Origin of the sequence: Bacillus sp. SN1, from assembly GCF_002796895.1 — a bacterium.
GTDB classification, from domain to species: Bacteria; Bacillota; Bacilli; order Bacillales; family Bacillaceae; genus Bacillus; species Bacillus inaquosorum.
This window is the reverse complement of the sequence record NZ_PHIE01000001.1, coordinates 972,601-994,557: the sequence shown is the minus strand read 5'-3', so window position 1 is coordinate 994,557 and position 21,957 is coordinate 972,601. Positions and strand designations below refer to the sequence as shown.

Here is a 21,957-nt window from a genome sequence, read left to right as displayed (position 1 = left end):
AATATTTAAACTTTAATTTTAAGCACACGGGATCTTTGAGAAGTAATTTCTTTGCACTTCTGCTATGATAATACGTAAATGCTAAATTGGGTGTGACATCATGAAAATTGGAATTATCGGCGGGGGCTCCGTCGGCCTTTTATGCGCCTATTATTTGTCACTTCATCACGAGGTGACTGTTGTGACGAGGCGGGAAGAACAGGCTGCGGCCATTCAGTCTGAAGGGATCCGGCTTTATAAAGGCGGAGAAGAATTCAGAGCTGATTGCAGTGCGGACATGAGTATCAATTCGCATTTTGATCTTCTTGTCGTGACAGTGAAGCAGCATCAGCTTCAGTCTGTTTTTCCATCGCTTGAACGGATCGGGAAAACGAATATTTTATTTTTGCAAAACGGTATGGGGCATATCCATGATCTCAAAGACTGGCGCGCTGGCCATTCCATTTATGTTGGAATTGCTGAGCACGGAGCTGTAAGGAAATCAGATACTGCTGTTGAACATACAGGCTTAGGTGCGATAAAATGGAGCGCGTTCGACGGTGCTGAACCAGATCGGCTGAATGTCTTGCTTTCGCATAACCATTCGGATTTTCCGATTCGTTATGAGACGGATTGGTATCGCCTGCTGACGGGCAAGCTGATTGTAAATGCTTGTATCAATCCGTTAACCGCGTTATTGCAGGTGAAGAACGGAGAACTGCTGACAAAGCCAGCCTATCTGGCTTTTATGAAGCTGGTTTTTCAGGAGGCGTGCCGTATTTTAAGGCTTGAAAACGAAGAAGAGGCTTGGGAGCGTGTTCGAACCGTTTGCGGGCAAACGAAAGAAAATCGTTCTTCTATGCTGGTTGACGTCATCGAAGGCCGGCAGACAGAAGCTGACGCCATTATCGGATATTTATTGAAGGAAGCAAGACTTCAGGGCCTTGATGCCGTCCACCTGGAGTTTTTATACGGCAGCATTAAAGCTTTGGAGCGAAATACAAACAAAGTCTTTTGAGCTTTTTCGGTAACATGCTATACTCATTTCGGATAACTAACTATTTATTGGAGAAAGGAAGTTCTAGAAGATGCAGCTAACTGAACTTTCCATCAAAAATCAGAATGTGTTTGTACAGCACTATATAGATGGCAAAGAAGAAATGTCTTCTTTTTTTGATTACAGCATTCATCATAAGGACATGTGGCGCGAAAGACTGAAAGATTTATCTTCCCGGTTTTTCGCAAGAGAGGAATTGGCGGCGTACTTATCCTCTTACCATCATAAATTCGGATCAAGTGCCATGCAGTCTGCCATTGAGAAGCTGAGGGACCCGTCAAGTGCCGCTGTTGTCGGCGGACAGCAGGCCGGACTTTTAACAGGACCGCTTTACACTATACATAAAATCATTTCAATCATTGTGTTAGCAAAGGAACAAGAAAAGCAACTGCAAGTGCCTGTCATACCGATCTTTTGGGTGGCCGGAGAAGACCACGATTTGGATGAGATTAATTTTGTCCATACGTCAGAAGAGAATGGGCCTGTGAAAAAAAAGCTGCCTCAGTCTTACTGGAAGAAGTCTTCGGCAGCAAGCACATCGCTTGATCAGGAAAAATGTGCCGCCTGGATAGATGATGTATTTGCCGCGTTTGAAGAAACAGACCATACGAATGCACTTCTCGACAATGTAAAACGATGTTTAAGGGAATCTGTTACGTTTACTGACTTCTTTGAACTGCTGATTGCGGATCTGTTCCAAGAGGAGGGCCTAGTATTATTAAATTCTGGAGATCCGGGGATTAAAAAGCTGGAAACGGCCATGTTCCAAAAGATTCTTCGGGAAAATGATGAACTCGCCCGCGCTGTTTCAGATCAGCAGGCCTTCATGCGTGAAGCAGGCTACAAACCGATTATCGAGTCCGGAAAAGAGCAGGCGAATCTGTTTTATGAATATGAAGAAGAACGTTTTTTAATTGAAAAAGATAACGGCCGTTTTGTTATCAATGAGCTTGATCTCGGATGGACGATGGATGAACTTTATACCCATATGGAAGAACATCCTGAGCGCTTCAGCAACAATGTTGTGACGAGACCGTTAATGCAGGAATACCTCATTCCGACTTTAGCATTTATTGCAGGCCCTGGAGAAATCAACTATTGGGGTGAGCTCAAACAGGCCTTTGCGGTGATGGGCTTTAAAATGCCTCCTGTTATGCCGAGGTTGAACATTACAATACTTGAACGGCATATTGAGAAAAAACTGCTTGAACGGAATATCTCGTTACAAGACGCGATTGAACGCGGAACGGAGAATCAAAGAGAGACATACTTTGAGCGCCAGATTCCGGAAGAGTTTACCGCAGTGATGGATCAGGCGAAGAGCCAAATTGAAGCGATTCACAAAACGGTCCGGCAGGAGGCGTTAAAGGTTGATCAAAGCATGGAACCTTTACTCGTGAAAAATGCCACTTTTATCCAGGATCAGCTTCAGTTTTTAGAGCGTACGGTGACGAAACGAATTGAAGAGAAAGAAGGCTACGTGCTGAAGGATTATGAGAGAATCCAAAATAGCATTAAGCCGATGCTTGCGCCGCAAGAACGAATTTGGAATATTATGTATTATTTGAACAGGTACGGTCCAAAATTCTTCACATCATTCAAGAATCTGCCATTTTCTTTTCAAAATCAACATCAAGTTGTCAAACTTTGAAATAAAGTTTTAAAGAACCCTGAATAGTTCAGGGTTTTTTTTTATGGGTAAACAGTGTAAAATGAAGTTGTGGAGAGAAGTGGTGGATAGTGGTGAGTTAAGGAGAGAAAGTGGGGCAAGAGATCATGTTTATGGGTGAATATCAGCATACCATCGATGCGAAGGGCCGCATGATCGTACCCGCTAAATTCAGAGAAGGCCTCGGTGAGCAGTTTGTGCTAACTAGAGGGCTTGACCAATGTCTCTTCGGCTACCCTATGCACGAATGGAAACAAATTGAAGAAAAACTAAAAGCTCTTCCTCTCACTAAGAAAGATGCCCGCGCGTTTACCCGTTTTTTCTTTTCAGGGGCAACCGAATGCGAACTGGACAAGCAAGGCAGGGTAAATATTGCATCATCTCTATTGAATTACGCCAAACTGGAAAAAGAATGTGTTGTTATCGGGGTTTCTAATCGAATTGAATTGTGGAGTAAAGTAATTTGGGAACAATACACAGAAGAGCAAGAAGATTCATTTGCTGAAATTGCTGAAAACATGATTGGGTTTGATATATAATGATTCTTCGTGTATAACACTCTAAAAACAATTTCAATTCATCCTGATAAAAGGTGGGACCAACACAATATGTTTCAACACAAGACAGTACTTCTTCATGAAACCGTAGACGGGCTTAATATTAAACCGGACGGTACATATGTAGACTGCACACTCGGCGGAGCTGGGCACAGTACATACTTATTGCAGCAGTTATCCGAGAAGGGGCGTTTAATCGCTTTTGACCAAGATGATACGGCATTACAGCATGCGAAAGAAGCGTTGTCCGATTATAAAGGGCAGCTCATTCTGATTAAAAGCAATTTCAGGTATTTAAAAGAATGTTTGAATGAACAAGGCATTACAGAAGTAGACGGTATTTTATTTGATTTAGGGGTGTCCTCCCCGCAGCTGGATACACCGGAACGCGGATTCAGTTACCATCATGACGCTCCGTTGGACATGAGGATGGACCAGTCGGCCACGCTTACGGCGAAAGAAGTCGTAAATGAGTGGCGCTATGAGGATCTCGTACGTATTTTCTTTAAATACGGCGAAGAGAAGTTCAGCAAACAGATCGCCAGAAAAATTGAGGAGGCAAGAATCAAATCTCCTATTCAAACTACGGGCCAACTGGTCGATCTAATAAAAGACGCGATTCCCGCTCCAGCGAGAAGGAGCGGGGGACATCCCGCTAAACGCGTGTTTCAGGCAATCAGAATTGCCGTGAACGATGAACTTAAGGTTTTTGAAGAGGCTTTGGAGCAGGCAATTGAGGTTCTTAAGCCAGGGGGAAGGGTATCAGTCATTACCTTCCACTCGCTTGAAGACAGAATTTGCAAAAGCACTTTTAAAGAAAAGTCGTCGCTTCCGGAACTTCCACCGGGTCTTCCTGTCATACCGGAAGAGTTTGAACCGGAGCTGAAGCTCATCACACGAAAACCGATTACGGCATCTCATGAAGAGCTTGAAGAAAACAACCGGGCTCGTTCTGCGAAGCTTCGGATTGCCGAAAAAAGAAAATAACGAAACACGAACGCAAAATTAAAAGGAGGTCATCAGCCTATGAGCAATTTAGCTTACCAACCAGAGAAACAGCAGCGGCATGCGATCAGTCCTGAGAAAAAAGTGATTGTCAAGAAAAGGGCTTCCATTACTCTCGGAGAAAAAGTGCTTCTTGTCCTCTTTGCTGCGGTGGTGCTCAGCGTATCGCTTTTGATCGTATCGAAGGCGTATGCGGCATATCAAACCAATATTGAGGTACAAAAGCTTGAGGAGCAAATTTCATCCGAAAATAAGCAAATTGGTGACCTCGAAAAAAGCGTTGCTGATTTAAGCAAACCGCAGCGTATTATGGACATTGCGAAAAAGAACGGTTTGAATTTAAAAGATAAAAAAGTGAAAAACATACAGGAATGATTCAAATGCCAAAAAAGAATAAATTTATGAATAGAGGAGCAGCGATTCTAAGTATTTGTTTCGCTCTCTTTTTCTTTGTCATCCTGGGGAGAATGGCATATATTCAAATAACCGGAAAAGCGAACGGTGAAGTGCTTGCGACAAAAGCGACAGAGCAGCATGAAAAGAAACGGACCATCGAAGCAAGCCGCGGCTCGATTTTAGACCGAACCGGAAAAGTGATTGCAGAGGACACAGCGACGTATAAGCTGATCGCCATTCTCGATGAAAAAATGACCACTGATAAAAAGCACCCTCAGCATGTCCAAGACAAAGAAAAAACGGCGGAAGCGCTGTCTAAAGTAATAAACATAGACAAGGCTGATATCCTTGATATCTTAAATAAGGATGCAAAACAAGTAGAGTTCGGCTCAGCGGGCCGGGATATTACGTATTCACAAAAGCAAAAGATCGAAAAGCTGAAACTCCCGGGCATTTCATTTTTACGGGATACAAAACGCTACTATCCAAACGGCGTTTTTGCATCCAATTTAATCGGCTATGCCGAGGTTGATCAAGACACAAATGAAATTTCCGGCGCGATGGGATTAGAAAAAGTGCTGGATAAGTATTTGAAGGAGCGGGACGGATATGTGACTTATGAGAGTGACAAATCCGGCTGGGAGCTCCCGAACAGCAAAAATAAAATTACAGCGCCAAAAAATGGTGACAATGTATATTTAACCATTGACCAGAAAATTCAAACCTTTTTGGAAGACAGCATGACAAAAGTGGCGAAAAAGTATAATCCGAAAAAAATCATGGCCGCAGTCGTCGATCCGAAAACGGGCAAAGTGCTTGCAATGGGACAGCGCCCAAGCTTTGATCCGAACACACGTGATGTGACAAACTACTATAATGATTTGATTTCATATGCGTATGAACCAGGATCAACGATGAAGATTTTTACACTTGCTGCTGCGATGCAGGAAAACGTGTTTAATGCAAATGATAAATATAAATCTGGAACCTATAAAGTTGGCGGCGGAAAAGTATATGATCATAATCGAGGTGTGGGCTGGGGCTCTATATCATATAAAGATGGGGTGCTTAGGTCCTCTAACGTAGCTTTTGCTAAATTGGCCAACGAGAAGCTAGGTTTTGATCGTTATAATGAATATTTGCATAAATTTGGATTTTATCAAAAGACAGGAATTGATCTGCCGGGAGAGGCATCAAGTAAAATGAACTTCAAGTATGAATTTGACAAAGCTTCAACAGCATACGGCCAGGCATCAGCTGTCACACCGATTCAGCAGCTAGAAGCTGCAACCGCAATCGCAAATAACGGTAAAATGATGAAGCCTTACGTCATTGACCATATTGTTGATCCTGATACGAAAAAAACCGTTTATCAAAATAAACCGGAATCTGCAGGAACACCGATCTCTGCTAGTACTGCTAAAAATGTACGAGAAATCTTAGGAGATGTCGTTTCATCAGATATCGGAACTGGACGGCCGTATCAAATTGAGGGCTTTGATGTGGCTGGGAAAACAGGTACAGCGCAAATTGCTGGAACGAATGGTTATTTAACTGGACAGGATAATTATATCTTCTCATTCATGGGAATGGCGCCTAAAGATGATCCCGAGTTGCTGATCTATGTTGCAGTACAACAGCCGCAATTAGAGAATGATGAAACGGGTTCAAATCCAGTATCTGAAATCTTCAACCCAACAATGAAAAACAGCCTGCACTACCTAAACATAGAGCCAACTGAAAAGTCTGACTCAGATAAGGAAGACACAAAAGCGCAGACGATGCCTGATTTAACAGATCAAACGGTAACTGCTGCTCAAAAGAAAGCAAAAGAAGAGAATCTCACACCGATTGTCATCGGCAGTGATATCGCTGTAAAAGAACAGTATCCGAAAGCGGATGAGGAAGTTCTGACCAATCAGAAGGTCTTCCTGAAAACGGGCGGCAAAATCAAAATGCCTGATATGACAGGCTGGTCGAGAAGAGAGGTTCTTCAGTACGGCGAGCTGGCGGGTATTCATATTGAAGTAAACGGACAAGGCTATGCTGTCAGCCAAAGCGTCAAGAAGGACAAAGAAATAAAAGACAAAACCGTCATCAAGGTAACGTTTAAAAATCCAGATTAAAAAGAAAGCCTGCTGGGGATTTTCCCCATTATGCAGGCTTTCTTTTTTTATACCTTCAGATGAGCATCGTTCTACCCGTCCAATTTCAGGCATAAAATGAAACAAGCCTAAATAAGGAGTGGACGGTCTCTTGCGCGTCTCGAATGTAACGGTTAGAAAACGTTTATTATTTGTTTTGCTTTTTGGCGTGATCGTGTTTCTGATCATTGATACAAGGCTGGGGTATGTTCAGTTTGTGATGGGCGAGAAACTGACTTCGCTGGCGAAAGATTCCTGGAGCCGGAACTTGCCGTTTGAACCAGAGAGAGGAGAGATTCTGGATCGGAACGGTGTGAAACTCGCAACAAACAAAAGTGCGCCGACCGTATTCGTCGTCCCGCGCCAAGTTCAAAATCCGATGAAAACGAGCAAGCAGCTTGCGGCGGTTTTAAACATGTCAGAAGAAAAAGTATATAAGCATGTGACAAAAAAAGCGTCAATCGAAAAGATAACTCCTGAAGGGAGAAAGATTTCGAATGAAAAGGCGAAAGAAATCAAAGCGCTTGATTTAAAGGGTGTGTATGTTGCGGAGGACAGTATCCGCCATTACCCTTTCGGCAGCTTTTTATCTCATGTGCTTGGATTTGCCGGCATTGACAACCAAGGGCTCCTTGGACTTGAAGCCTATTACGACGATGATCTGAAAGGGGAAAAGGGCTCTGTTAAGTTTTATACAGATGCAAAAGGGAAGAAAATGCCTGATGAAGCGGATGACTACACACCGCCTAAGGACGGGCTTGATATGAAGCTGACAGTTGATTCGAAGGTTCAGACGATAATGGAAAGGGAGCTTGATAACGCTGAGGCCAAATATCACCCTGACGGTATGATTGCCGTAGCCATGAATCCGAAAAACGGAGAAATATTGGGCATGGCTAGCAGGCCTGACTTTGACCCGGCTGATTATCAATCAGTCGATCCGTCCGTCTACAATCGGAATCTGCCGGTATGGAGCACATATGAGCCGGGGTCTACCTTTAAAATTATTACACTTGCAGCAGCTCTTGAAGAACAAAAAGTAAATTTGAAACGTGATCAATTTTATGATAAAGGGCATGCGGAAGTGGACGGAGCGAGACTGCGGTGCTGGAAAAGAGGCGGACACGGGCTGCAGACGTATCTAGAGGTTGTACAAAACTCCTGCAACCCGGGGTTTGTTGAATTAGGCGAGCGCTTAGGGAAGAATAAGCTTTTCAAATATATTAAAGACTTTGGTTTCGGCCAAAAAACGGGAATTGATCTGCAGGGCGAGGGGACAGGAATCTTATTCCCGCTTGATAGAGTAGGTCCGGTCGAGCAAGCGACTACGGCTTTTGGACAGGGGGTATCTGTCACGCCGATTCAGCAGGTTGCAGCCGTATCTGCCGCTGTAAATGGAGGAACGCTCTACACACCTTATATTGCAAAGGAATGGATCGACCCTGTAACGAAAAAAACGGTTAAAAAACAATCGCCAATCGCAAAGAAACAAGTCATTTCTGAGGAGACATCCAAACAAATCCGCTATGCTTTAGAAAGCGTCGTTGCAGAAGGTACCGGCCGTAACGCATTTGTTGAAGGATATCGTGTCGGCGGAAAAACGGGAACCGCACAAAAGGTAAAGGATGGAAAATACCTCGAAAACAACCATATTGTATCATTTATCGGTTTCGCGCCGGCTGACGATCCGAGTCTTGTCGTCTATGTCGCGGTGGATAACCCGAAAGGCACGATTCAGTTTGGCGGAACGGTTGCAGCGCCTATTGTCGGGAATATTATGAGAGACAGCCTGCCGGAGATTGGTGTGAAGCCTCGGAAAAATCAAATCGAGAAAAAGTACCAATGGAACGACACAAAAACAATAGAAGTTCCGAATGTTGTAGGGATGTCTGTCTCAGATCTTGAGTCACTTTTGGTGAATCTCAATGTGGATGCTTCCGGGAAAGGAAGCAAAATCGTTAAACAATCGCCAGCTGCCGGAACGAAAGTAAAAGAGGGCTCAAAGATACGCGTTTATTTGACTGAAGAAGATGAAAAAGAGGCAGCCGATTAATTCGGGCTGCCTATTATTTTATTGCAGAAAAAATGCTCATATCTTCAAGATTAGCTGGATGTATCCTTTTATTTACGCTAAAATATGAACTGTATGTTTAAAATCATTATCACATCATTTGACGTGACTTCAAATGATAAAAAGAACGAATTAGAATGTTGAGAGGTTTGATACGATGAAACTGACAAAGCTGCTTACATACTTAACAACCGAACCTTCTGTAAACGACTCACAAGACCCTGAAATAACTTCAATTGAGATGGACTCCAGGGAAGTAAAGAAAGGGAGTCTTTTTGTATGTGTAAAAGGGTATACGGTAGATGGCCATGATTTTGCGCAAAAAGCAGTAGAGAACGGCGCAGCGGCTATTGTGGCTGAAAGAGAGCTCGATGTGGATGTGCCCGTCATTATTGTCCGGCAGTCACTGCGTGCGCTCAGCGTTTTGTCTGATGCGTTTTACGGACAGCCGACAAAGAAGCTTCAGCTGATCGGGATAACAGGCACAAACGGCAAAACATCAACGACCCACATGGTCGATGAAATTCTAAAAAAAGCAGGAAAACGCACAGGCTTGATCGGCACAATGTACATGAAAATCGGCGATGAAACACTTCCAGTTAAAAACACGACTCCGGAAAGCGTCACGCTGCAGAAAACGTTTAAGAAAATGAATGACAAGCAAGTTGACACTGCTATCATGGAGGTTTCTTCTCATGCTTTGTCTTTAGGACGTGTTCATGGCTGTGATTATGATATTGCCGTGTTTACGAATTTAACGCAAGACCATCTGGACTATCATAAAACGATGGATGAGTACAGACAGGCAAAAAGCCTGCTCTTTTCTCAGCTTGGCGGGGCTTTCAACCATGAACATCCAAAGCGTGCCGTACTGAACGCTGATGATGAGGCGAGCGCATATTTTGAAAAGGTGACCGCAGCGCATATCTCTACATACGGAATTAAAAACAACGCTGATGTGATGGCGAAGAACATCACGATCACTGCACAGGGCACAAGCTTTGATCTTGTGACAAACAAAGGCACTAAACATATCACGATGTCGCTCGTCGGACAATTTAACGTGTATAATGTGCTGGCAGCTGTTGCAACATGTATTGCAGCAGGCATACCGTTTGAAACCATCACTGAAGCTGTTGAAGAATTGCATGGCGTAAGAGGCCGCTTTGAATTGGTCAATCAGCAGCAGGAGTTTCCGGTTATTGTAGATTACGCGCACACACCGGACAGCCTTGAAAATGTGCTGAAGACATGCAGAGACATGACGGTAGGAAAGCTCTTTGTCGTTGTTGGCTGCGGGGGAGACAGAGATAAGACGAAACGCCCAAAAATGGCTAAAATCGCTGTAGAGCTGGCTGATGAGCCGATTTTCACTTCAGATAACCCGCGAAGCGAAGATCCTCGCGCGATTTTAAGAGATATGGAAGCCGGAGTAGAGAACGAATACTACCACAGCATTGCAAACCGCGAGCAGGCAATCTTTTTCGCGATTGCCAACGCCAAAAAAGGAGATGTAGTTCTCATTGCCGGAAAAGGGCATGAAACCTATCAGCAGATCGGAAGCGAAACCTTCGATTTTGACGATGCTGAAGTGGCGGCGAGAGCCATTGTCGAACTCAATAAGAATAAGACGAATTCATAGGAAAGAGATGTTATTGAATATGGAGCTTGAAAAGAATTTTCATATGAGAAAAAATCATGAATATGATAACTACGTATGTCGTTTGAAAGAAACAGGAGGAGAAAAGGACAATGCTTGAGCAAGTCATTCTGTTTACAATTTTAATGGGTTTTTTAATTAGTGTTCTGCTCTCTCCGATTCTTATTCCGTTTTTAAGAAGATTAAAATTCGGCCAGAGTATTAGAGAAGAAGGACCGAAATCACATCAGAAAAAATCAGGGACGCCGACAATGGGCGGGGTCATGATCATACTTTCTATCATTGTGACAACAATTGTTATGACACAGAAATTTTCAGAAATAAGCCCGGAAATGGTGCTGCTTCTGTTTGTTACGCTCGGCTACGGTTTGCTTGGCTTTTTAGATGATTACATCAAGGTCGTCATGAAGCGCAATCTGGGATTGACGTCAAAGCAAAAGCTGATCGGACAAATTATCATTGCGGTTGTATTTTATGCCGTGTACCATTACTACAATTTTGCGACAGATATTCGCGTGCCTGGAACTGACTTATCATTTGATCTTGGCTGGGCTTACTTTATCCTGGTGCTCTTTATGCTTGTCGGCGGATCAAATGCGGTTAACCTGACTGACGGTCTTGACGGCTTATTATCCGGTACTGCGGCGATTGCTTTTGGCGCTTTTGCCATCCTGGCATGGAATCAGTCTCAATATGACGTAGCGATTTTCTCAGTTGCCGTTGTGGGTGCGGTGCTGGGCTTCCTCGTATTTAATGCTCATCCGGCAAAAGTCTTTATGGGAGATACGGGATCACTTGCATTGGGAGGAGCCATCGTTACCATTGCCATTTTAACGAAATTAGAGATCCTGCTGGTTATTATCGGCGGTGTATTTGTTATCGAGACATTATCCGTTATCCTGCAGGTTATCAGCTTTAAAACGACAGGTAAACGTATCTTTAAAATGAGTCCGCTTCATCACCATTATGAGCTTGTCGGCTGGTCTGAATGGAGAGTAGTCGTGACGTTTTGGGCTGCGGGACTTTTGCTTGCCGTTTTAGGAATTTACATCGAGGTGTGGTTATAAGTGGAAAACGATCAATTTTTACAGAATCAGCATTTTTTAATCCTTGGGCTCGCGAAAAGCGGGTATGCGGCGGCATCCATTCTTCACGAAAAAGGCATTTATGTTGCAGTCAACGACCAAAAGCCTTTTGAAGAAAACGAACCAGCGCAGAAGCTTTCTAAAAAAGGACTCGAGGTTGTTTGCGGAGAGCATCCAGTTTCTCTGTTTGATCAGCATCAAATCACGGTCCTGATCAAAAACCCGGGAATTCCATACGAAAATATTATGGTTCAGGAAGCGGAAAAAAGAGGCATCCCGGTTTGGACGGAAATTGAGCTCGCTTATTACCTGACAAACGCCAAGTTTATCGGGATTACCGGATCGAACGGAAAAACGACCACGACAACGCTGATTTATGAAATGCTCAAAGCTGACTCGCAAAAAGCTCTGATTGCCGGAAATATCGGCACAGTCGCAAGTGAGGTTGCCTATCATGCTGATGGGGATGAGTGGATCGTTACTGAATTGTCTTCGTTTCAGCTGATGGGAACACACGCTTTCAGACCGGAAATCAGCTTGATTTTAAACATATTTGACGCTCATTTGGATTATCACCATACGCGAGAAAACTATGAAAAAGCGAAACAGAAAGTGTATCTTCATCAGACTGCTTCAGATAAAGCCATTGTCAACCAGGATGATGAAACCGTCATGCGTCTGGCTGAAGCCGGTAAAGCCGGTATCGTTCCATTTTCAGTCAGCAAAACGCTTGATCAGGGCGCTTATGTAAAAGAAGGTATGATTATGTTCAACGGCGAAGTCATTCTTCCTCTGGAAGAGGTTGTGCTGCCCGGCGCTCATAACCTGGAGAACATTTTAGCTGCCATTGCAGTTGTGAAAACGGCAGGAGCGTCCAACGAAGCAGTCAAAAAGGTGCTGACAAGCTTTACTGGCGTGAAGCACCGTCTCCAATATGTCACAACAGTGAAAAACCGCAAGTTTTATAATGACAGTAAAGCGACAAACATTTTGGCGACAAGCAAGGCGCTTTCAGCTTTTGACAAACCGGTCATACTGCTTGCAGGCGGACTGGATCGCGGAAATGGTTTTGACGACTTAAAACCGTATATGAAGCATGTCAAAGCAGTGCTTACATTTGGTCAGACTGCTCCGAAACTCGAGAAGCTCGGTAATGAGATGGGAATACAACATGTCAAACGTGTCGATAATGTTGAACAAGCAGTATCTGCGGCGTTTGCGCTCTCAAATGAAGGAGATGTCATCTTGCTGTCACCTGCGTGTGCGAGCTGGGATCAATTCAAAACATTTGAAGAACGCGGTGACATGTTTATAGATGCCGTGCATATGCTTAAGTAAGGGCTTGTCTTGAAGTAATCAGCAGCCCTAATGACTTTAAGCTTGGGGTGTCGATTGCTTTGACTACTAAAAAAACATCGCCTGATTTGTTATTGGTCATCATTACGTTATTATTATTAACAATCGGATTAATTATGGTGTACAGTGCGAGTGCGGTATGGGCGGATTATAAATTTGATGACTCATTCTTTTTCGCGAAACGGCAGCTGCTGTTTGCGGGAATAGGCGTCATAGCCATGTTTTTTATCATGAATGTTGATTATTGGACATGGCGGACATGGTCCAAATTGCTGATGGTTATCTGTTTTTTTCTTTTGATTCTTGTTTTGATACCGGGCGTCGGCATGGTGCGGAACGGCTCAAGAAGCTGGATCGGAGTCGGGGCATTCAGCATACAGCCTTCAGAGTTTATGAAGCTTGCGATGATTGCATTCCTTGCTAAATTTCTCTCTGAAAAACAAAAAAACATAACATCGTTCAGACGGGGATTCATCCCGGCACTTGGCATTGTATTTTCAGCATTTTTGATTATTATGTGCCAGCCTGACCTCGGAACGGGGACAGTAATGGTCGGAACTTGTATTGTTATGATTTTTGTAGCTGGCGCGCGAATCGCCCATTTCGTCTTTCTCGGACTGATCGGCCTCAGCGGATTTGTTGGGCTCGTACTATCGGCTCCATATCGGATTAAGCGGATTACTTCATATTTAAATCCGTGGGAAGATCCGCTCGGCAGCGGTTTTCAAATCATTCAATCGCTTTATGCAGTGGGGCCCGGCGGATTGTTCGGAATGGGACTTGGACAAAGCAGACAGAAGTTCTTTTATCTGCCTGAGCCGCAAACAGACTTTATTTTCGCCATCTTGTCAGAGGAACTTGGGTTTATCGGGGGAACACTTATTTTGCTCCTCTTCAGCGTCCTGCTGTGGAGAGGAATCAGAATTGCACTCGGTGCGCCTGATTTGTACGGAAGCTTTGTCGCAGTCGGCATTATTTCAATGATTGCCATTCAAGTCATGATTAATATCGGCGTAGTAACTGGCCTTATTCCGGTAACAGGGATCACGCTCCCGTTTCTGAGCTACGGAGGTTCTTCATTGACCCTGATGCTGATGGCCGTCGGTGTGCTGCTGAACGTGAGCCGATACTCGAGGTATTAATGAATGTTTGCCTAAAGCTCCCTGTGAAACAGGAAGCTGGGAAACAATTGATGCGATAACCCTGTCCAACAAAACAGGGTTATCGCTATGTTATAGAGAAACTTAGACTGGGGGAAGAGATATGCGAATTGCAATAAGCGGAGGCGGTACAGGGGGACACATTTATCCCGCTCTTGCCTTTATTAAAGAAGTGCAGCGCCGTCATCCTAATGTGGAATTTTTATATATCGGAACAGAAAACGGGCTGGAGAAAAAAATTGTGGAACGGGAGAATATACCGTTTCGTTCAATTGAAATTACAGGGTTTAAAAGAAAACTGTCATTTGAAAACGTCAAGACTGTGATGCGTTTTCTAAAGGGCGTAAAAAAGAGCAAATCGTATTTAGCGGAATTTAAGCCTGATGCCGTAATTGGAACGGGCGGCTACGTATGCGGACCGGTTGTCTATGCCGCTGCCAAGATGGGAATTCCGACTATCGTCCATGAACAAAACAGCCTGCCGGGCATCACGAATAAGTTTCTTTCAAAATATGTTAATAAAGTAGCAATTTGTTTTGAAGAAGCAAAATCGCATTTTCCTAGCGAGAAAGTTGTATTTACGGGAAACCCGAGAGCCTCTGAAGTCGTCTCAATAGAGACGGGCCGATCAATGGCTGAATTTGGGCTTTCTGAAGAGAAAAAAACGGTCTTAATCTTCGGCGGAAGCAGAGGTGCCGCACCGATTAACCGTGCTGTCATTGATATGCAGGATGCGCTGAAAACAAGAGACTACCAAGTGCTGTATATTACCGGTGAAGTTCACTATGAAAAAGTGATGAATGAGCTGAAAAGCAAGAGTGCAGCTGATAATATGGTCACAAAGCCGTTTCTTCATCAAATGCCAGAGTATTTGAAGGCCATTGATGTCATTGTGGCCAGAGCTGGTGCGACGACGATTGCTGAAATTACTGCTCTCGGAATCCCAAGTGTACTGATTCCAAGCCCATATGTAACAGCGAACCACCAAGAGGTCAATGCGAGATCTCTCGGCCAGCATGATGCGGCGATTGTGCTGAAAGAAACAGAGCTCAACGGGGAAAAACTGATTGAAGCGCTTGACCGGATCGTACTGAATGAGAAAACGTTAAAGGAAATGAGCGAACGGACAAAGTCACTCGGTGTTCCTGACGCGGCTGCCCGTTTATATAGCGTACTCGAAGAATTGAAAAAATAATAGAAAAGCAAATGGAATGCGGAGGTTTACGATGGAGAAAGTGATACAGGAATTAAAAGAACGCGAAGTCGGCAAGGTTCTTGCAAATGAACCGCTCGCGAATCATACAACGATGAAAATCGGCGGACCTGCGGATGTATTGGTCATTCCAAGCAGTGTAGATGCTGTCAAAGATATTATGGACGTTATTAAAAAATATGATGTGAAGTGGACAGTCATCGGCCGCGGATCAAACCTTCTTGTTTTAGATGAGGGAATCAGAGGCGTAGTGATTAAGCTGGGCGCAGGCCTTGACCATTTGGAGCTTGACGGGGAACAAGTAACAGTCGGAGGCGGCTATTCCGTGGTCCGTCTCGCAACATCATTGAGCAAAAAAGGCCTGTCCGGGCTGGAATTTGCTGCTGGTATTCCAGGATCAGTCGGCGGAGCGGTTTATATGAATGCCGGCGCCCACGGTTCTGATATGAGCGAAATCCTCGTCAAAGCACATATTTTATTTGAAGACGGCACGATTGAGTGGCTGACAAATGAGCAGATGGATTTCAGCTACAGAACATCTGTATTGCAAAAGAAACGCCCGGGCGTTTGCCTTGAAGCTGTTCTGCAGCTGGAGCAGAAGGATAAGGAATCAATCGTTCAGCAAATGCAAAGCAATAAAGATTACAGAAAAAATACACAGCCGTATTCAAGCCCTTGTGCGGGAAGCATATTCAGAAATCCGCTTCCGAATCATGCCGGAAACCTTGTAGAAAAAGCAGGCTTGAAAGGATATCAAATCGGCGGTGCAAAGATATCGGAGATGCACGGAAACTTCATCGTCAATGCGGGCGGAGCATCAGCAAAAGATGTGCTTGATCTCATTGACCATGTGAAAAAGACAATCCGTGAAAAATACGAGATTGATATGCACACAGAGGTTGAAATCATCGGCGAAAATCGCTGATTCAAGTTCTGACTGAAGCTGTTCATATGATATACTGTAAGCAAACGACAAACGGCATCGTAGTATGCCGTTTGTTTTGGAATAGACAGACTTTTAACAGCTGTTTCATTTGAATGAGGTGAACAGGCAATGAACCCGGGTCATGACCGAGAAAAAATCGTAAACATTGAAGAACGGATTCCTAAAATTAAAGAGCAGAGGAAACAGAAGGCAAACCGCCGTCTCATTTCATTTATTATGCTCTTTTTTATTATGGTGTTGATCATCGTGTACCTGCAGACGCCAATCAGTAAAGTATCAACCATCTCTGTTACAGGGAATGAGAATGTATCCAAAAAGGAAATTATCGAGCTTTCCGATATTAACAGCGGAGATACTGAGTTTTGGAGTTTGGACAAGACAAAAACAGAAAAGAAGATTCAGCAAAATAAATTAGTAAAAAAAGCGGAGATCAGCAAATCGCTTCCTAATAAAATCAACATTGCGATCGAAGAGTATAAAGCGATTGCTTATTTAGAAAAAGACAATGTGTACTATGAAGTGCTTGAAAACGGATCAGTTCTGCCAAACGAAGTAACGCCGGAGGATGCCGGACCGATTTTGGTCAATTGGACAAACGCGAAAAAGCGGTCTCAAATGGCCAAGCAGCTCGATGCTTTGTCAAATTCTTTAAAACAGTCAATTTCAGAAATTTATTACACGCCTGTAAAAATGGATGAAAACCGTATTAAATTGTATATGAACGACGGTTATGTTGTTACTGCGTCTATTAAAACCTTTGCAGACCGAATGAAAACGTATCCTTCTATCATTTCACAGCTTAGCAGCAATAAGAAAGGCATTATTCATTTAGAAGTTGCCACCTATTTTGAAGAGTTTGGAAAAAACAATAAAGCTGCTAAAAAGGAAGATGAAAATTGAGGGGCAAATCAGCAGTCCTTCTTTCTTTGATTATGCTTATCGCAGGCTTTTTGATCTCATTTTCTTTTCAAATGACAAAAGAAAACAACAAAAGCGCGGCTGAGACGGAAGAGTGGAAAAAAGAATATGCGCTGAGAGATGAACTTCTGAAACAGGAGAAAGAAAATAAGAATCTTGAAAAAGAATTGTATCAAAAGCAAAACAAAGTCCGTCAGGCAGAAAATAAGCTGAAGAAAGAAAAGACGGAATACTATAACGTCCTCGAAGATACAGAAAAGTACCGAATGTATATTGGGGAAGTCGGTGTGCAGGGAGAGGGCGTTGAGGTGACCTTGGAAGATGCGTCGTACATACCGGAAGGGGAGAATGTGAACAGTTACATCGTTCACGAAAGCCATATCTTTCAAGTGGTAAACGAACTGTATGTTTCGGGGGCGGCGGCCGTCGCCGTTAATGGCCAGCGTTTGACACATGATTCCTATATCAAGTGCAACGGTCCTGTTATAACGGTAGACGGGGTGCAGCATCCGGCTCCGTTTACGATATCCGCTATTGGAGATCCTGATGTTCTGCTGCCTTCGTTAAATATAGCAGGTGGCCTGATCGATCAGCTGTCAATGGAGCATATTTCTGTTACCGCAGAAAAAGAGAAAAATGTACAAATGAAACCGATTCTGAAAACGAAGGAATGACTGAAAAAGCGGGTGAAACAGATTGAAAATAAAGCGTTCCTTCATAAGCATCAGTGTGCTTATGGTCATCTTCGGCCTCATGATATCTGTTCAGTTTAACTCGTTAAAGCATCCTAAAGTCCGAGATACAAGAGATATGTGGGATATAAGAGAAGAGTTGACATCAGAGCAGAAGAAGCAGGAAAAGCTGCTGGCTGAAATAAACAAATATGATAAACTGCTGAATAGCTATTCGCAGAGTAAAGAAATGACAAAAGAAACCGCGCTCAATAATACCTTGCAAACCTTAAAAAAAACAGCCGGCATGACCGATATAACAGGTAGCGGAATTGTCATCACCATTTCCCCGCTTTTTTCTGAAAGCTTAACAGGAGAGCCGATCGAAAATCCGCCTCCGGATTTGCTGAAGAAGCTGATCAATGAACTCAACTCCTTCGGTGCAGAGCATATTTCGATTAATGAGCGAAGAGTTGTGAATCATACAGTCATAAGGGATATAAACGGCACAACAAAAATAGACGGATACGGCCTTGACGATTATCCTTTAACAGTAAAAGTGCTCGCCGAAGACCCGGACATGCTGTACAGCAGAGTGAAGGGGTCCGGCCTTGAGGATCTTTTTGCATCTGAAAATTTAGCATTAAAAGCCGGTAAATCTAAAAGCGAGCTGACATTAAAAGCATACGACAGACCATTGGACGTACAACAGCTGAAACCGCTTAAAGACTGAAAAGGAGGAGAATTGTCATGTGGCTGCCTGTGCTGGGACTGGTGCTCGGAATAGCGATTGGACTGATGACAAACTTAACGATACCGAGTGAATACTCAAACTATTTATCGCTTGCGGTGCTCGCCGCACTTGATACATTAATCGGCGGAATCAGGGCGCATTTACAAGGTACATATGATGAAATGGTATTTGTTTCCGGTTTCTTTTTTAATATTATATTGGCAATAAGTTTAGCTTTTCTGGGAGTCCATCTTGGTGTAGACTTGTATTTAGCAGGTATATTTGCATTTGGAGTCAGATTATTTCAGAATATAGCTGTTATTAGAAGAAATCTACTAACAAAGTGGACTCTTTCTAAAAAAAATAAAAAAAATGTGATATAAAAGAGGATATACATAGGATATAACGAATATTTTCAATAAACATAAAATGTGAAAAGCACATAAGGAATATTCTGTTGTGATATTTTTTGTTACACACTTGTAAAGCCACATTCATTGTATTGTTGTTCCGCAAATAATAGAATAGAAATGATCGAAATGTGAGGAGGTGCCATAGAATGAACAACAATGAACTTTACGTCAGTCTTGACATCGGTACGTCCAATACAAAAGTGATCGTCGGAGAAATGACAGATGATTCCCTTAATATTATCGGTGTGGGAAATGTACCGTCTGAAGGGTTGAAAAAAGGCTCAATCGTTGATATAGATGAGACCGTTCATTCTATAAGAAAAGCGTTTGACCAAGCTGAAAGAATGGTAGGTTTTCCGCTTAGAAAAGCTATTGTCGGCGTTAATGGAAATTATATCAATATTCAAGATACAAACGGTGTTGTAGCAGTTTCCAGTGAGAATAAAGAAATTCAAGTTGAAGATGTACGCCGTGTCATGGAGGCAGCACAGGTTGTTTCAGTACCGCACGAACAGCTGATTGTCGACGTCATTCCTAAACAGTTTATCGTAGATGGAAGAGATGAAATCACCGACCCGAAAAAAATGCTGGGTGTGCGTTTAGAAGTAGAAGGCACCCTGATCACCGGTTCAAAAACAATCTTACATAACTTGCTTCGCTGTGTTGAAAGAGCCGGTATTGAAATAACTGATATATGTCTTCAGCCGCTGGCAGCCGGTTCTGCTGCATTGTCAAAGGACGAGAAAAATCTTGGTGTGGCTCTCATTGATATAGGAGGAGGGTCAACAACCATTGCCGTGTTCCAGAACGGACATCTCACTTCTACCCGTGTCATTCCTCTCGGAGGCGAAAATATCACCAAAGATATCTCCATCGGATTGAGAACGTCAACAGAAGAAGCAGAACGCGTGAAAAAGCAATTTGGACATGCCTATTATGACGAAGCCTCGGAAGATGAAGTATTTGAGGTAACCGTTATAGGCACCAATCAAAAACAAACATTTACACAGCAGGAAGCAGCGAATATCATTGAAGCAAGAGTAGAAGAAATTCTTGAAATTGTTTCAGAAGAGCTTCGCAGTATGGGAATTACCGATCTGCCGGGAGGCTTCGTGCTGACAGGGGGACAAGCAGCAATGCCGGGTGTCATGTCATTGGCACAGGATGTGCTGCAAAACAATGTCAGAGTGGCAAGCCCGAATTATATCGGTGTAAGAGATCCTCAATATATGACGGGAGTGGGTCTGATCCAATTCGCCTGCCGAAATGCAAGAATCCAAGGCAGAAAAATAGGCTTCAAGATGCCTGAAGAAGCGATACAGGAAATTGCAGTCTCATCATCAGAGGAACAAGAGCAGCATCATCACCAAAATGAGGTGCAGCAGCGGCCAAAAGGAAAACAAAAAACACAAGCCGAACATAATAAACAGAGCAAAATGAAAAAACTATTAAGCATGTTTTGGGAATAGATAGATAGTCATTCGGCAGATTAGGAGGATTTAGCATGTTGGAGTTCGAAACAAACATAGACGGCTTAGCATCAATTAAAGTAATCGGAGTAGGAGGCGGCGGTAACAACGCTGTCAACCGAATGATTGAAAATGAAGTGCAAGGAGTAGAGTACATCGCGGTAAATACGGACGCTCAAGCTCTTAACCTGTCAAAAGCAGAAGTGAAAATGCAAATCGGCGCAAAGCTGACAAGAGGATTGGGAGCAGGTGCGAATCCGGAAGTCGGAAAAAAAGCCGCTGAAGAAAGCAAAGAGCAGATTGAAGAAGCGTTAAAAGGCGCTGACATGGTATTCGTGACAGCTGGTATGGGCGGCGGAACAGGAACAGGTGCTGCACCGGTTATCGCACAAATCGCGAAAGACTTAGGCGCATTAACAGTCGGAGTTGTTACAAGACCGTTTACATTCGAAGGACGCAAAAGACAGCTTCAGGCTGCAGGCGGAATCTCAGCAATGAAAGAAGCGGTGGATACACTGATCGTGATCCCGAACGACCGAATTCTGGAAATTGTTGATAAAAACACGCCGATGCTTGAAGCATTCCGTGAAGCTGATAACGTACTCCGTCAAGGGGTTCAAGGTATTTCAGACTTGATTGCTACACCTGGTCTTATCAACCTTGACTTTGCTGATGTGAAAACAATCATGTCAAACAAAGGATCTGCTTTGATGGGTATCGGTATTGCGACTGGAGAAAACCGCGCGGCTGAGGCAGCAAAAAAAGCAATCTCCAGCCCGCTTCTTGAAGCGGCCATTGACGGTGCGCAAGGTGTCCTCATGAACATCACTGGGGGAACCAACCTCAGCTTATATGAAGTTCAGGAAGCAGCAGACATTGTCGCTTCTGCGTCTGACCAAGACGTAAACATGATTTTCGGTTCTGTTATTAATGAAAATCTAAAAGACGAGATTGTGGTGACAGTGATTGCGACTGGTTTTATCGAACAAGAGAAGGACGTCACGAAACCCCAGCGTCCAAGCTTAAACCAAAGCATCAAAACACATAACACAAGTGTTCCAAAGCGTGAACCAAAACGTGAGGAGCCTCAGCAACAAAACACAGTAAGCCGTCACACGTCACAGCCGGCTGATGATACGCTTGACATCCCGACATTCTTAAGAAACCGTAATAAACGCGGCTAATGTAAAGGACAAAATCGTTTTCGATTTTGTCCTTTTTGTTTTTCTCCAAAATTTTTCTTCTTGTAAAGTCTTTTTCCCTATGTCTTCCTTCACAGAATAACAAATCAGACTATTAGACCTATTCTTATTTCATGACGATTTTATCATTTTCATATATATGGAAATCAAATGACATAAAACGACAATATCTGTAATACAGATTGTCTACAGTTAACGTACAGCGATGTTCTGACAAACCATTCACTTTTTAAAAGGAGGGACGACATTTTTT

The 21,957-nt window shown here is 43.4% G+C and carries 19 protein-coding genes; all 19 read left to right on the top strand.

Features of this window, described 5'->3' with window-relative positions; all coding sequences use genetic code 11:
- The first annotated feature begins 100 nt into the window (after positions 1 to 100).
- The 19 genes from CVV77_RS04755 (at position 101) to ftsZ (ending at position 21,686) form a co-directional block, all read left to right on the top strand.
- On the top strand, positions 101 to 997 hold the full coding sequence (locus CVV77_RS04755; protein WP_100274748.1) for a 2-dehydropantoate 2-reductase: 897 nt from the start codon (positions 101 to 103) through the stop codon (positions 995 to 997).
- A gap of 70 nt (positions 998 to 1,067) precedes the next feature.
- Positions 1,068 to 2,687, top strand: coding sequence for a bacillithiol biosynthesis cysteine-adding enzyme BshC (bshC, locus tag CVV77_RS04750; RefSeq protein WP_100274747.1), 1,620 nt, complete (start codon positions 1,068 to 1,070; stop codon positions 2,685 to 2,687).
- A gap of 125 nt (positions 2,688 to 2,812) precedes the next feature.
- Positions 2,813 to 3,244 carry a division/cell wall cluster transcriptional repressor MraZ gene (mraZ, locus tag CVV77_RS04745; protein WP_003221402.1) on the top strand — a complete coding sequence of 144 codons (432 nt, stop codon included), beginning with the start codon at positions 2,813 to 2,815 and terminating at the stop codon, positions 3,242 to 3,244.
- 69 nt (positions 3,245 to 3,313) lie between these two features.
- Positions 3,314 to 4,249: a 16S rRNA (cytosine(1402)-N(4))-methyltransferase RsmH gene (gene rsmH, locus CVV77_RS04740; protein ID WP_003238706.1), complete on the top strand. Its 936-nt coding sequence runs from the start codon at positions 3,314 to 3,316 to the stop codon at positions 4,247 to 4,249.
- Between the two features lie 39 nt (positions 4,250 to 4,288).
- Positions 4,289 to 4,642: a cell division protein FtsL gene (ftsL, locus tag CVV77_RS04735; protein WP_003238704.1), complete on the top strand. Its 354-nt coding sequence runs from the start codon at positions 4,289 to 4,291 to the stop codon at positions 4,640 to 4,642.
- Positions 4,643 to 4,647: 5 nt separating this feature from the next.
- Positions 4,648 to 6,789: a penicillin-binding protein 2B gene (gene pbpB, locus CVV77_RS04730; RefSeq protein ID WP_459209003.1), complete on the top strand. Its 2,142-nt coding sequence runs from the start codon at positions 4,648 to 4,650 to the stop codon at positions 6,787 to 6,789.
- Between the two features lie 130 nt (positions 6,790 to 6,919).
- On the top strand, positions 6,920 to 8,860 hold the full coding sequence (locus tag CVV77_RS04725) for a stage V sporulation protein D (RefSeq protein WP_003238699.1): 1,941 nt from the start codon (positions 6,920 to 6,922) through the stop codon (positions 8,858 to 8,860).
- A 175-nt stretch (positions 8,861 to 9,035) separates the two neighbouring features.
- Positions 9,036 to 10,520 carry a UDP-N-acetylmuramoyl-L-alanyl-D-glutamate--2,6-diaminopimelate ligase gene (locus tag CVV77_RS04720; protein WP_100274745.1) on the top strand — a complete coding sequence of 495 codons (1,485 nt, stop codon included), beginning with the start codon at positions 9,036 to 9,038 and terminating at the stop codon, positions 10,518 to 10,520.
- Between the two features lie 110 nt (positions 10,521 to 10,630).
- Entirely contained in the window at positions 10,631 to 11,605 is a 975-nt protein-coding gene (gene mraY, locus CVV77_RS04715; protein ID WP_003238695.1) for a phospho-N-acetylmuramoyl-pentapeptide-transferase, read from the top strand.
- Positions 11,606 to 12,961, top strand: coding sequence for a UDP-N-acetylmuramoyl-L-alanine--D-glutamate ligase (murD, locus tag CVV77_RS04710; RefSeq protein ID WP_019258335.1), 1,356 nt, complete (start codon positions 11,606 to 11,608; stop codon positions 12,959 to 12,961). It abuts the gene before it with no gap.
- 59 nt (positions 12,962 to 13,020) lie between these two features.
- Positions 13,021 to 14,121 (top strand): stage V sporulation protein E, encoded by a 1,101-nt coding sequence (gene spoVE / locus CVV77_RS04705; RefSeq protein ID WP_019258336.1) that lies wholly within the window; start codon positions 13,021 to 13,023, stop codon positions 14,119 to 14,121.
- Positions 14,122 to 14,242: 121 nt separating this feature from the next.
- Positions 14,243 to 15,334 carry an undecaprenyldiphospho-muramoylpentapeptide beta-N-acetylglucosaminyltransferase gene (murG, locus tag CVV77_RS04700; protein ID WP_019258337.1) on the top strand — a complete coding sequence of 364 codons (1,092 nt, stop codon included), beginning with the start codon at positions 14,243 to 14,245 and terminating at the stop codon, positions 15,332 to 15,334.
- A 31-nt stretch (positions 15,335 to 15,365) separates the two neighbouring features.
- Positions 15,366 to 16,277, top strand: a complete 912-nt coding sequence (murB, locus tag CVV77_RS04695) for a UDP-N-acetylmuramate dehydrogenase (RefSeq protein ID WP_003238687.1) — start codon at positions 15,366 to 15,368, stop codon at positions 16,275 to 16,277.
- Positions 16,278 to 16,406: 129 nt separating this feature from the next.
- On the top strand, positions 16,407 to 17,198 hold the full coding sequence (gene divIB, locus CVV77_RS04690; protein WP_060398580.1) for a cell division protein DivIB: 792 nt from the start codon (positions 16,407 to 16,409) through the stop codon (positions 17,196 to 17,198).
- Positions 17,195 to 17,890, top strand: coding sequence for a DUF881 domain-containing protein (locus tag CVV77_RS04685; protein ID WP_100274744.1), 696 nt, complete (start codon positions 17,195 to 17,197; stop codon positions 17,888 to 17,890). Before divIB ends, CVV77_RS04685 begins: the two co-directional genes overlap by 4 nt.
- A 22-nt stretch (positions 17,891 to 17,912) precedes the next feature.
- Positions 17,913 to 18,620 (top strand): DUF881 domain-containing protein, encoded by a 708-nt coding sequence (locus tag CVV77_RS04680; RefSeq protein WP_019258340.1) that lies wholly within the window; start codon positions 17,913 to 17,915, stop codon positions 18,618 to 18,620.
- Positions 18,621 to 18,637: 17 nt separating this feature from the next.
- Positions 18,638 to 19,003, top strand: a complete 366-nt coding sequence (locus tag CVV77_RS04675) for a small basic family protein (protein WP_003238683.1) — start codon at positions 18,638 to 18,640, stop codon at positions 19,001 to 19,003.
- 176 nt (positions 19,004 to 19,179) lie between these two features.
- Entirely contained in the window at positions 19,180 to 20,502 is a 1,323-nt protein-coding gene (ftsA, locus tag CVV77_RS04670) for a cell division protein FtsA (protein WP_003238682.1), read from the top strand.
- A gap of 35 nt (positions 20,503 to 20,537) precedes the next feature.
- Positions 20,538 to 21,686, top strand: a complete 1,149-nt coding sequence (gene ftsZ, locus CVV77_RS04665; protein WP_003238681.1) for a cell division protein FtsZ — start codon at positions 20,538 to 20,540, stop codon at positions 21,684 to 21,686.
- Positions 21,687 to 21,957 lie beyond the last annotated feature (271 nt).